General features: G+C 42.7%; 13 protein-coding genes and 1 tRNA gene. 3 read left to right on the top strand and 11 right to left on the bottom strand.

Features of this window, described 5'->3' with window-relative positions; translation table 11 throughout:
- Nucleotides 1–235: 235 nt before the first annotated feature.
- From EI161_RS04990 to rimO, 5 genes are all read right to left on the bottom strand, one after another.
- Nucleotides 236–1,045 (bottom strand): phosphatidate cytidylyltransferase, encoded by an 810-nt coding sequence (locus tag EI161_RS04990; RefSeq protein WP_192523297.1) that lies wholly within the window; start codon nt 1,043–1,045, stop codon nt 236–238.
- Nucleotides 1,046–1,189: 144 nt separating this feature from the next.
- Nucleotides 1,190–1,954 (bottom strand): polyprenyl diphosphate synthase, encoded by a 765-nt coding sequence (uppS, locus tag EI161_RS04995; RefSeq protein ID WP_192529121.1) that lies wholly within the window; start codon nt 1,952–1,954, stop codon nt 1,190–1,192.
- Between the two features lie 221 nt (nt 1,955–2,175).
- The gene (gene frr / locus EI161_RS05000) at nt 2,176–2,730 is read right to left on the bottom strand and encodes a ribosome recycling factor (RefSeq protein WP_192523299.1); all 555 of its coding nucleotides are present in this window, start codon (nt 2,728–2,730) and stop codon (nt 2,176–2,178) included.
- Between the two features lie 108 nt (nt 2,731–2,838).
- The gene (pyrH, locus tag EI161_RS05005; protein ID WP_192523300.1) at nt 2,839–3,564 is read right to left on the bottom strand and encodes a UMP kinase; all 726 of its coding nucleotides are present in this window, start codon (nt 3,562–3,564) and stop codon (nt 2,839–2,841) included.
- Between the two features lie 184 nt (nt 3,565–3,748).
- Entirely contained in the window at nt 3,749–5,332 is a 1,584-nt protein-coding gene (rimO, locus tag EI161_RS05010; RefSeq protein ID WP_192523301.1) for a 30S ribosomal protein S12 methylthiotransferase RimO, read from the bottom strand.
- Between the two features lie 416 nt (nt 5,333–5,748).
- On the opposite strand from rimO, the gene EI161_RS05015 reads away from it, so the two are divergent.
- Nucleotides 5,749–5,833: transfer RNA gene (locus EI161_RS05015), tRNA-Leu, on the top strand.
- A gap of 175 nt (nt 5,834–6,008) precedes the next feature.
- Nucleotides 6,009–6,521 carry a hypothetical protein gene (locus EI161_RS05020; protein ID WP_192523302.1) on the top strand — a complete coding sequence of 171 codons (513 nt, stop codon included), beginning with the start codon at nt 6,009–6,011 and terminating at the stop codon, nt 6,519–6,521.
- A gap of 6 nt (nt 6,522–6,527) precedes the next feature.
- On the opposite strand, the gene EI161_RS05025 is transcribed toward EI161_RS05020, so the two are convergent.
- Nucleotides 6,528–7,583 carry a serine/threonine-protein kinase gene (locus EI161_RS05025; RefSeq protein ID WP_192523303.1) on the bottom strand — a complete coding sequence of 352 codons (1,056 nt, stop codon included), beginning with the start codon at nt 7,581–7,583 and terminating at the stop codon, nt 6,528–6,530.
- Between the two features lie 189 nt (nt 7,584–7,772).
- Here EI161_RS05025 and EI161_RS05030 point away from each other — a divergent pair, with 189 nt between their 5' ends.
- A complete protein-coding gene (locus EI161_RS05030) occupies nt 7,773–8,750 on the top strand; it encodes an ATP-binding protein (RefSeq protein ID WP_192523304.1) in 978 nt (325 codons plus the stop codon).
- Between the two features lie 36 nt (nt 8,751–8,786).
- Here the strand turns inward: EI161_RS05030 and EI161_RS05035 are convergent, their stop codons facing one another.
- The 5 genes from EI161_RS05035 to EI161_RS05055 form a co-directional block, all read right to left on the bottom strand.
- Nucleotides 8,787–9,932: a ribonuclease Z gene (locus EI161_RS05035; protein ID WP_192523305.1), complete on the bottom strand. Its 1,146-nt coding sequence runs from the start codon at nt 9,930–9,932 to the stop codon at nt 8,787–8,789.
- A gap of 28 nt (nt 9,933–9,960) precedes the next feature.
- Entirely contained in the window at nt 9,961–10,206 is a 246-nt protein-coding gene (locus EI161_RS05040) for a hypothetical protein (RefSeq protein WP_192523306.1), read from the bottom strand.
- A 93-nt stretch (nt 10,207–10,299) separates the two neighbouring features.
- Complete coding sequence (locus EI161_RS05045) at nt 10,300–10,968, bottom strand: glutathione S-transferase (protein WP_192523307.1); 669 nt, start codon at nt 10,966–10,968, stop codon at nt 10,300–10,302.
- 299 nt (nt 10,969–11,267) lie between these two features.
- Nucleotides 11,268–12,338 (bottom strand): EamA family transporter RarD, encoded by a 1,071-nt coding sequence (gene rarD / locus EI161_RS05050; protein ID WP_192529122.1) that lies wholly within the window; start codon nt 12,336–12,338, stop codon nt 11,268–11,270.
- A 301-nt stretch (nt 12,339–12,639) separates the two neighbouring features.
- Nucleotides 12,640–12,779, bottom strand: a 140-nt coding sequence (locus EI161_RS05055; protein ID WP_192528726.1) for an IS1 family transposase, incomplete at its 5' end; no start/stop codon positions are given.

A 12,779-nucleotide genomic window follows, 5' to 3' on the forward strand; every position in this document is an offset into this window, starting at 1 on the left:
AAGAAAAAAGTAAGAGTAAGCCGCAAAAAACATAAAAGCCATTGCTACTATAAATACTATTATATAAAAAAATAAGCGATCTTACCCTTATAGCTTTATCTTGTAGAGGCTAAATAAGGCTATTACCTATTTTGCCTCTATGAAAGACTGAAAAAAAATTTGCGTGCTGTGCTTACATCGACAGAGGCGGAAAAACCGCCATCCGCCTCGCTATAAAATCTTTACAGCGAACGGACTACACCACGATCAAACCTAGCTGCTGTATCGCCCAAAACCCAAGCGCAAATATCGGTGTGGCAGATAATAGCGAGTCGATACGATCAAGCACTCCGCCATGACCCGGTAAAATGGTTCCTGAATCTTTGACATCGGCGCGGCGTTTAAGCATTGACTCAAACAAATCACCAAGAACAGATGCTAAAATCGTTATTGCGGATAACGCCACAAAAGCAATAAGTGGCACGCCAGTTAACTGTAATTTAAAGACACTGATTGCAATCACTACCAGCAAACCTGTGACGAGCCCACCCGCCAGTCCCTCCATACTCTTATTAGGTGAGACATTGGGTGCCATCTTGCGGCGACCAAGCTTGCGACCCACAAAATAAGCGCCACTATCCGCGCACCAGACTAATAAGAACACATAGAGCAACCACCATGCTGACAGTTGCCACAAATAAAACATAGCGGTAATAGAGGCGGTTAATATCACAGCGCCCATCAATGCCAGCTTCTTGCCATACCAATTAGTATGCGTGGGGAAAACTCTGACCCAAGACAAGGCCATTAGCCATATAGCCAGTGAAGCCACCCACCAAAACAGCCAAGTGACTTTAAATATGAGCGATACTAAGGTCAGCACCAAGACCAGTACTACAAATAAAACAGGCTGGCGCCACTTCGGCATCAGCTTGGTCCATTCATGAGCAGCGATAATCACCCCAACCGCTAACAGCGGCGCAAATAAAATAGGGGTTTGGCTCGCAAACATTGCAATACCAACGATAATAACGAGAACAATTGCCGTCTTAATTCGTTGCCACATACTTATTGAGCCTTATTAATAATGAAAAATGCCTGATTAAAAACGCATTATAGCAGTTAATCTACAATAGCCCACTAACAGTGCGTATTCGTGAACGTTCAATATAGCCAATTAAGACGGTTTATTGTGTCACCAGCAAGTTTCTTAATGCATTTTCTGCTCTGTCACTACCTGTTCGCTGGTTTTGCCAAAGCGGCGTTGTCGTCGGGCGAATTCTGCCACCATCGCTGCTAACTCATCCGCTGCAAAGTTTGGCCACAGTGTTTGGGTAAAAAATAGCTCGGCATACGCCGATTGCCACAATAAAAAGTTAGAAAGACGATATTCGCCACCTGTACGTATTAGCATATCCACTTCGGGCGCATCCGCCAATTGCACATACTTACTGAGGCTCTGTTTATCGATATCTTCCACTGATAGCTGGCCTAGCTGCACTTGCTGTGCCAGCTGCTTTGCGGCATGGGCGATATCCCATTGGCCGCCATAACTGATCGCAATGACCAATGTCATGGCTTCAAAATTTGCCGTTTTTGCTTCAGCGTCTGCCATTAATGCCTGCAAATCATCGCTCAGCTGACTGCGATCACCAATGAAACGCAGACGAATACGGTGCTTCTGCATACGAGGCATTTGCTCATGAATGGTTAAGCTTAATAGGTGCATCAATAACGCCACCTCATTTGGTGGGCGTTGCCAGTTTTCACTAGAAAAGGCAAATACCGTTAAGACTTCAATTCCGACCCTAACACAGTATTCGACAATCGGGTCTAGCGCATCTTTGCCTGCCACATGCCCTTGACCAGCACCCAGTTTATTGGCTTTACCATAGCGATTATTGCCATCCATGATGATAGCAATATGACGGGGAAGAATAGCAGAAATCGAAGCGGTTGACGTTGACGGGGACATAGGCGAACTTGCTTATTGTTGAGGTGAGATAATAATAACGCGTGCGATAGCGGTTAAAAAGGACAATACAGACAATTCATAAACTTATCACAATTCAGTCATTTGACCTTGACCATATTATGACAGCAATCTACACAAAACTAAGCAGCCGGTGCATTGGCTGCTTAGTTTTGGCGGTATTACCAATATTTTGTCGGTCTAAATGACAAAAAAACTGATGTTTATACTTCCATTAAATCGCTTTCTTTTTTACTTAAGCGGCTATCAATGGTCTCAATAAACTTATCGGTAATTTTTTGAATATCATCACTGGCACGGCGCTCATCATCTTCTGATATTTCTTTTTCTTTTGCCAAGTCTTTAATATCGTTCATCATATCACGGCGAATATTACGAATAGAAACACGGCTGTTTTCTGCCTCGCCACGTGCCAATTTTTGCATATCTTTTCGGGTTTCTTCTGTCAACGCTGGCATCGGCACACGAATCACATCAGCTGACATTGGGTTCAGACCCAAATCTGCTTCGCGAATCGCTTTATCAATCGCTTGTACCATGGTGCGGTCAAACGGCTGCACAAGTAAGGTACGCGAGTCTTCAACGTTGACGCTGGCTACTTGGTTTAGTGGGGTATCAGAACCGTAGTAGCTGACCATCACGCCTGACAACATACCTGGATGCGCTCGCCCAGTACGGACTTTACTAAAAGTACTCTCAAGCGCTTCTAAGGTTTTTTGCATGCGCGCTTCGCCGTCTTGCTTAATCTCTTTAATCATTAGGTATCCTTATTTATCGCTGTCGACAAATCATTCATTGTTAATTATATAGGTATTCATTATTGGTTGTTTATTCAGCCACATTCAGGGCTGACGTAGCAATAAAAATTAATGATAAACGCGTGTGCCTTCATTTTCGCCCATAATCACATTCAATAAGGCGTTAGGCTTGGTCATATCAAAAACTTGTAACGGTACATTGTGCTCACGGCATAGCGCAATAGCGGTTAAATCCATGACCCCGAGCTTCTGCTCTAATACCTCATCAAAGGTCAAACCATCATATTTGACCGCATCAGCATGTAGGCTTGGGTCTTTATCATAGACACCATCAACTTTGGTGGCTTTTAAGATTAAGCCCGCTTCGATTTCGATACCGCGTAAGCAAGCAGCCGTATCAGTGGTAAAGAAAGGATTGCCTGTACCAGCGACAAAGATACACACTTCGCCGTTTTTAAGATAACGAATCGCATTACGGCTGCTATAGCTTTCAGTTACCTCACCAATGGGCAACGCTGACATCAAACGGGTTTTGATATTGCGACGCTCAAGGGCGTCACGCATTGCCAGACCATTCATAACAGTGGCTAGCATACCCATTTGATCGCCTGTGACGCGACCAACCAAGCCTTCTTTTTGTAGCTGAGCACCGCGATATAAGTTACCGCCGCCGACGACGATACCGACTTGTACACCAAGTCCGCGTAAATGAGCAATAGACAAACTCATTTTATCGAGTACTTCGGTATCAATACCCATGTCTTTGCCACCCGCTAAGGCTTCGCCAGAGAGTTTTAGCAAGATACGAGAATAACTTGGGTTTTTGTCAGACATGGGGTCACCTTGTTAGCATTAAATTATAATTAAAGTTATCGATAAAACACAAATAGAATTTGCCTTTGGATTCGCCTACAGCGTCATACTCAGTGGTAGGCATGTAAAAAGGCTAAATTGCGCTAATTGTAGCAAAAACTGCCCGCTGTTGGGCAATTTTCACTTGAGATAATAGGTTTGCTTTTTAACCTTGATAACTAGCAAATAAGTCATATTCGCTAGCATCATCAATAGTAACCGTTAAGAATTGCCCTACTTTGACGTGGCCGTCAATCTCATCGACATAGACATGACCATCAATCTCAGGCGCGTCAGCGTAGCTACGACAAATAGCGATGCCTTCCTCACTATCAATTTCATCGACCAATACCATTAAGGTTTTGCCAATTTTTTCTTGTAGTTTTTGCGCAGAAATCTCTTGCTGTACGCTCATAAAACGCTCGTAGCGTTCTTGCTTGATATTTTCAGGCACAGGATTTGGCAAATCATTGGCGACCGCGCCTTCGACTTCCGAATAGGTAAAGGCACCAACGCGGTCAAGGCCTGCTTCGACTAACCAGTCAAGCAAGACTTGAAAGTCTTCTTCGGTCTCACCAGGGAAGCCAACGACAAAGGTGGAGCGAATGACGATATCAGGACAAATCTCACGCCACGCCTTGATACGAGCTAGCGTGTTCTCGCTATGTGCTGGGCGTTTCATGGCTTTTAAGATGCGATGACTGGCATGTTGGAACGGAATATCCAAATAAGGTAACAGCTTCTTCTCGCCCATAAGCTCAACGACTTTATCCACATGCGGATACGGATAGACGTAATGCAGACGCACCCAAATACCCAAATCATTCAACGCTTTACACATATCATAAAACTTGGATTTGAGCGGCATACCATTCCAAAAGCTGGTCTTGTACTTTAAATCCAAACCATACGCAGAAGTGTCTTGCGAGATAATAAGTAACTCTTTCACCCCCGCCTTTTTGAGCGCCAGTGCTTCATTCATGACACTATCAATCGGACGCGATACTAAATCACCGCGTAGGCTTGGAATAATGCAGAAAGTACAGCGATGGTTACAACCTTCAGATATTTTTAGATAGGCATAATGACTGGGCGTTAATTTAATGCCCGCTTCATTAATCAAATCAATTTTAGGATTATAGTCTTTGTCCTGTGCCTTATTGGGGCGCGGCACATGCTGTGAAACTGCGGTAATCACTTCATCATAAGCATGAGCACCAGTCACAGCTAGCACCGCTGGATGCATGGTACGGATTTTTTCCGCTTCTTTACCCAAGCAACCCGTTACGATGACTTTACCGTTTTTACTAATGGCCTCACCGATGGCATCGAGCGACTCTTGTACTGCTGACTCAATAAAGCCGCAAGTATTAACCACGACTAGGTCTGCGCCATCATAATCACTGGCAACCTGATAGCCATCACGGCTCAATTCCGTAATAATACGCTCACTATCTACTAATGCTTTTGGGCAACCAAGCGATACAAAACCAATCTTAGGCGCTGTGTTGACGGGCGCATTTATAGTCGCTGAAGTAGTTGAAGTCACCTGACTACTTTGTTCGATACTACGGTTTTGATTGTGATTGGCTTTATGGTGGTAAGGGTCACTGCTATCTGTTGAGCGCTGCGCGGGCGTTGCTGTCGGCTTGGCAGGATTGAAGATAGTAGCAGTGTCCTTTGGGGTGTTAGGAACTGGCTGTGAGGTAGTAACAGTCGGATTAACGGACTCGGTAGAAGTTTTGGGCATGGCTGACCTTGCTAGAGATAAATTGGCTGTGCGCATTGTACGTTTTTTTTGTGATAATCACCAGTTTTGCCGCCCTATAGTGTTGATTTATGGTTAAATATTATATCGAGTATTCCTTTCTCCTAGGCATAGTCAATATTGATGCCTATATTAATGATATGCACACACACTTTGGCTAGGGCGTGTCATCATTTAGACATCTCTGCATCAGAGAACAAACGCAAATTCTTTTAATATCAATAATTTATAATTCTTAGTAAAAATAATCGCTAAAAAATTAAAATTAATTGCAAATAGGGGTTGCCAAATCATTCAAACTCTATATAATAGCCAACCACTGAGACGCACTACCGAATCAGTTAACTGTCTAGATAGCATTTGAGTTTCATTGCTGTTAATGATAGAGTAACGAAAATGGGGCTGTGGCGGAATTGGTAGACGCACCAGATTTAGGTTCTGGCGCCGCAAGGTGTGAGAGTTCGAGTCTCTCCAGCCCCACCATTTTCGGATAGTACATCTTAGACCAAATATCAAAACCTGCCTCTGAGCAGGTTTTTTTGTGTTTAAGGTTTATGTAAAACACTTATCCATAATAAACAGAGAAAGCTAAGACCTATATTATGGATAAAGGCCTGATAGCAATTATTAGAGGTATAAAAATGACTGGTTTAAAACGATGAATAAAGGATTTTGGTTAACGGTAGGTCTACTGCTGCTATTGACAGCCAGTCTTTTGGGTCTTCGCAACCTATATAAACCTGATAGTTCAGCTGACTTGGATACAAACTCGAATACCAAGATTATGATGAGCTTGGATAAATTTAGTGGCTTTCACCACGATGCAGAGATACTTTTAGAAAAGTTAACCGTTCTAAAAGCGGGTATAGAAAGCGCGATTGCTACCCAAGATACCAAACTATTAGCAAGCACTATCAGCAACACTTATAGAATCATAGATAATGTGAATGTTAATCGTCTGCCAACTATCGCACCTTTTGAGGTTTGCGATGAAACATTAGATACAATGAGCCGCTATGCTATTAGCGCTAAGAGTTATTACTCTGGTACTGACAACACCAATATAGATCAGATGAATGAATTAAGAGAGACTTTCAATATGAAATTTGCTCAGTGTCAAAGCATCGTTAATGATAAATCTGTGGAAGCACTCTATCAAGACTATCAGTAATACGCTTTATCTGCTTTGTAACAACGTTAAATCCCTCAAAACCTCCTCCATACTTCGATAGCGCGTCTCTAGCCATTTTGCCAATGCCTTATCGATAATGTGTTGATAGCGATCATATTCTGATGGCAATTTTGGCACAGGCTGTTGGCAATGTTGAATCGCCCAATCAAGCATTGGCTGACTACTTTGCGCTCTCACTCTAAACGGTCGCTTGCCCACTAATATCTCATACAGCATTATTCCAAACGCATAAATATCGCTCGATACCGTTGCACCCTGCCCTTGCCAACGCTCGGGCGCAAGATATGCTGGTGTGCCCGCAGGATTTGAATTACTAGCGCTATCAAAGCGTTGCGCTAAAGCAAAATCAGTTAACAACAAATCAGACGTTATTCTATTATAATTAGTGCCATCCGTTAAAGTCCGTTTGAGCAAAATATTACTGGGCTTAATATCATTATGTAACCAGCCTATCTTATGCAAACGACGAATAAGATAAGCAGCTTGCAAGATAAATTGATGTTTTTGTTGAGCGGTTAATAACAGATGCTTTTGAGCGCTTAACTGACTTGCCAAGCTGCCATTAAGATAATAGGGCATGACAAGTATAATCAGCTGCAAAGACGGCTCTAATATTTGAAGCGTGATATTTTCATAATCTAATAGCAGCGGTGCGATCAGATTATTTTGATGGTTCGATGAAGTATTTATAGATTTTAGAACATCCGCTTCGTCGGTTAAATCAGCCAACTTGTCTGAGTCTTGACTGGCACCACCTTTACTTACATTACTTAAAGCACTTAACTGCCATTTAATCATCACATTACCAAACTGTGGATGCTGCGCGCGTGTTAAACCTTGATAATTATTATTTTTAATATCATAGCTTTTAGCATTCTGATTTTGCTCCCTATTTTTTCCACTATTTTGCTGGCTAAGGCGTTGGTGGGCTAGCTCAGTATAATATCGTGCGGACAACGCTTGAGTAATGATTGGCAATAGCTGCTGAGCATGTGCCTGTAACGCTTGTATATTAGACAGATTACTGGCACTATTTTTCATGGTACTTTTCCCGATACTGTTTTTCATGGTACGGTGACACTGCTACCGCCCAATTTATACCATCTCCAAAAACCAGAATAACGCAAAAAACTGTGCAAGCACTACATCTATTAGGCTTAGCAGATTTAATAACGTTAATCATACTTTTTGGATTTAGTGTTAAACGCCACTTTAACGGTTAGAGTCATTATGTCGCAACTACCCAATTCATCATCTACACAGCCCAATCATTACGCCCTACCCGACCATGTATTAGACTTGCTCAGTCAATATTTACAAGAGCAAGTAACCCCCACTATTGATATTGACCCTGCACAACTGGCCTATCGCTGGGTCGGTGGTCATAACGGACACCTGCAACCATTGGCGGTCAATCTGTTTTTGAGTCTAGAGGACTTGCACGGTATCGAAACGCAAAAATCAAAACTGGTACAAAATACGCGGCAGTTTCTAAGAGGCTATCCAGCCAACCATGTACTAATGACAGGGACACGCGGCGCGGGTAAATCATCACTGATCCGCGCGCTACTACAAGCCTATCATAGCGAAGGTCTGCGCATTATTGAAATTGCTCGTGATGATCTACGGGTGCTTGATAAGATACGCGCTGCAATTAATGCGCTGCCAGCGGATTGTGGCTGCCATTATGTAGTGTACTGCGATGATTTGGCGTTTAATGGTCAGGACGAGAGCTATCGGACCCTAAAAAGTGTGTTGGATGGTTCACTTGATTCAGAACAAGATAAACTATTGGTCTATGCCACCAGTAACCGCCGCCATTTGTTGCCACAGTTTATGAAAGACAATATTAATATTTATAACGGTCAGACCGACGAGGTCAATCCTTATGAGACCGTTGATGAAACGGTATCACTATCTGACCGTTTCGGTTTATGGTTATCGTTTCATCCGATGGACCAAAGCACTTATTTACAAATAGTGCGCCACTATTTATCTATTCAGCCACAACAAACCTCAGATGCGACAAATAATCTTAACAATCATGACCTTGTTGCGGCAAACAATGACCCTCTACCTGATGATATTAGAGCAGCTGCATTACGCTGGGCATCGGAGCGTGGTGGGCGTTCTGGACGGGTAGCCTATCAGTTTAGCCGCTACTGGATAGGGCAATCAAAGCTTGCGGCTGAAGACAGTCAACCTTAGAGCTTAAGCTTCAACATGACTTTCAATTATTTTTAATCACTTTTTATCACCGCGTGCAGAGCCTAAATACTGTACGCGGTTGTTCGTTTGGCCATCACTATCTGTCACTGCACCATTAACCATATATTGGGCAAAGTCTTCTGCCAACCATAGATTTTCATTGTAGGCACTTTGCGCATCCAACCGAAGATGACCCATGTTTGGCGTGGGGCTTTTTGAGTTGTCAAAGCCTTGATAGCGGGCGCTAAAATGGGTCAAAATGAGGTTTTTGATTCCACTGTCTTGGGCAAACTTGCCAATCAATTGCGCACTACTATGCATCGGATCAAAGTCTGGGTTTTTGGCCTGAATTTTTAGTAAAACGTCATGGGTATAGGTGGCTTCATGCACCAGTAAGTCCGCATCAACTACCGCAGCACTTAGGCATTCTGGCGTATCATTATCTCCAGCGACCACTATCCTTGTACGTTGCACCTCATTATCGACATAGTCTGCCGAGCACAGCTGACGACCATCCTCTGTCACCACATCTGTACCTTGTTGTAACTTGCCCCACAGTACATTTGCTGGAACGCCCTCCGCTGCCAATTTATCGGTATTAAGTGTGCGACGGCTAATAGTTTGCGTGATGCCAAAACCATGAGAAGCAACCCGATGAGACAACGCTGTGATATCGATATCAAGCTGATGTTCGTCACTTAAATAGAGACTTATCTGGCTTTCATTATTTTTCTCAGATAGCACATCTTCTATAGCAATGAAATCAACCGCAAAAGGTAAGTGCAACTCGGTGGTCGAGATCACAGCATCGAGCAGCGTTGCAATCGATTTTGGCGCAATGAGGGTCAACGGCTTGCGGCGTCCCGACATTGCCGCGCTCGCTAGCAACCCTGGCAAACCATAACAATGGTCGCCATGGACATGAGTGATGCAGATAGCCGTTAATTGGTGTAGAGAGAGATGGGTATACAATAATTGCTGCTGAGTGCCTTCACCGCAATCAACCAATAGCCACGGACGCGTTTTTTTACTTGAGTTTTTATCTGATTTTTTATTCTGTTGCTTACTTTTTTGCGACGCACCCGATAAATAAGGATTCAAGCATTCAATCGCCAGCGCCGTCACATTGCGCTGTTTGGTTGGCACGCCTGCCGAGGTGCCCAAAAAAGTTAACTTTAGCATGGCCTACCTCTGCTGTTGATCAAACTCGCTATGATAATTGACATAGTAGCGTTCTTTGCCCTTCAACCATTTGTCCACCATTAGCAGTACATTCATTGACCATATTAGACTCATAAGACTTCCAGCCACCATAAAAGCTGGCTACACATAGAATAACCACCAGCAGTTTTTGTGACCAGGCCTTCACAGATACCTGCTGGTTATTTGTTCCTGCCGCGTTAATTTGAGGGTCTACATCGGTACTGCTATTATCTAGTTTATTCAGGTCTGTCATTTTTTATCCTAAAAAAGGTTTTGTCTAATTATAAACAAAACCTTCTATTTTAATATCAAATCGATTAGGGCGTGTTGGTTAAATACGCCTCATTTAGAATTTTACGCGTCCACCTTTTTTTTCTGCACGCTTAAAGGCATCGCGCTCTTCGCAGCGTTTGAGCCAATTTAAGATATTGGTATATTTACTGCTATCCAACCCTGGACCTGCGTTAGCGCCTATGACGGCGAGGTGCATCTGAATATCAGCCGCACTAAAGTCGCTACCTGCAAACCAATGATTGTCTTGCAGATGCTGCTCCATCATATTTAATATAGCTTCCAAGCTATTGCTAATCATGCTTTTTTCGACCTGACTTTGAATTTTTTTACTCACCGGCTTGATCAGCATGGGCGATTGCTCAACGACTTTTGTGAACACCAAACGCATGACCAGTGGCGGCATCAATGATGCTTCGGCGAAGTGCAACCAAAAGGTGTAGGCTTCCCACGCCGCTTCATTATCATCAGCAGGTTTGAATTGCTGCTGTTTATCATAGTGTTTGATTAAATACTCAATGATAAATCCTGACTCTATCAGTACCCGATCGTCCACCTCTAGCATGGGTGCATGACCGAGTGGATGTACTTTTTTTAAACTTTCAGGCGCACGATACGCTTTATTGCGCTCGTAGCACGTCAATTCATAATCGACGTTTAGCTCTTCTAACAGCCACAAAATACGAAACGAGCGTGAGTTTGCTAAATGATGAAGATGTAACATAAACCGTCTCAGTTATAGTTATACCAAACCCAAAAAGTACGATTAGCGGTGTCAAACTCGTTTAGTCTACAGCGCGTAGCACTTGCACTCGTTTTCCTTGCTACTCTAATTTTTGTGAATGGTATTAGTTATCGTGTAAATAAACAATGATATTATATATATGCTTCACTGCATTCTATTGAGCATGGCAGCACAGCCCTTGATAATAGCGTAATTAATGACCCTTTAATACAGAAGCTATGTAGAATAGTGGCGAAAAAATGTCTGCCAAGTCACACTATATGTTGTTGTCAAATATATTATTTTGAGTGCAACACCTCTATCTTTCGGCTCATTTTGTCTATTTTTTGCTGATACTTCTTAATTTTACGAAACCGATGCGCGGCTAACACGCCTTTGATACGGCGATTCTTTAGACGACGGCGCGGCGGAAAGCTACCCACTTGTGGCTCATTGTAACCATGCAAGCGGTCATCACGTTTACGTGCCAAGTAACCAAGCGCACTATCAGCAACAAAAATCATCAGCGCAACAAAAATCATGCCGTACATAAATAATGAGCCACCTTCATCGATATTTTGATGCAAGATAGTGATGGAAAATACAAACAAGAATATCGGCTCAAGGTAGCATAAAGTCCCAAACAATGAGACTGGCAGCTTTTGACTGGCAACCATCGTGAGTGACATCGCAGCAGCACTAATAATGCCCAATAAGGGCAAAAGATACCAAAACTTATCAGTGGCTATTGCTAGCTCAAAACCACCAGTCATATATAACGCAATCACCACCACCGGGGTTAGTAAAACCAAATCCGACACCAACCCAGTGATTGGGGGCACAGCCAGTTTGCGGCGCAATAGGTAATAAGGCGGATAACCCAAACAGACAAACAACGTCGCCCAAGAGATAGTCCCATATTGAAAGACATCATAAGCAATCCCTAAACCTGCACATATCGTGGCAATCCACTGCAATAAACTCATGTCTTCATTATAAAAAAAGCGACCAACCATAATCATAATCATGGGGTATAAAAAGTAACCCAACGTCACCTCGATACCCAAGCCATTGACCGGTGCCCACATAAATATCCAAATTTGTGCGCCCAAAATCGGCGTAGGCAATATAAACAACAACCATTCTTTTGGCGTCTTTAAGGTTTTTAAATAATCAAAAATATGCTGCCACTGCTTTAGTACGCTGACCAATAAAACCAAACTAAATAGCATCATCAACACGCGCCATGACGCTACCTGTGTCCCTGAAAACGGCTGTAACAATAGGCCAAACAAGAATAGCAGAGAGTATAAAAAGTTTGCAGCCACTGCAGCGATAGTACCCTGCGATGTTTGATTGGTGGTAAGCATAACCATAGCCTTAAAAATGAGCGCACATACTTGGCAATTTTAGAAAAAAACAAAAGCCTCCGACGCGAACGTCGAAGGCTTTTTATCCATAAGATATGTTATTTATCTTATCGGCTGCATTATGTCAAAGTCAGAATAGATAAGCAATACATCTACTTAACTGGGTCGTTCTTCTATAGTCAGTTCAAAATAAAAGCGATACGATTGTAGTAAAGTAAGAGGTTGCAAAAAATTTATAGCCAATAGTACGGTATCGTTTTTACCATAAATTTACGGTGGTGTTCTAAAAAGTATGCTGGCATCAGACGTAGCCATAATTGATGTAAAAGAACACCAAATCAAACACTTTAAAATGATTATCAAGCTTTTTTGAGAAGCAACAAGTCTTTCTAACCGCTCGTCTTAATCGGTGTCTAAGGCGACAGTTATTACCCTCTATAC

Origin of the sequence: Psychrobacter sp. FME5, from assembly GCF_014861375.1 — a bacterium.
Lineage (GTDB): Bacteria > Pseudomonadota > Gammaproteobacteria > Pseudomonadales > Moraxellaceae > Psychrobacter.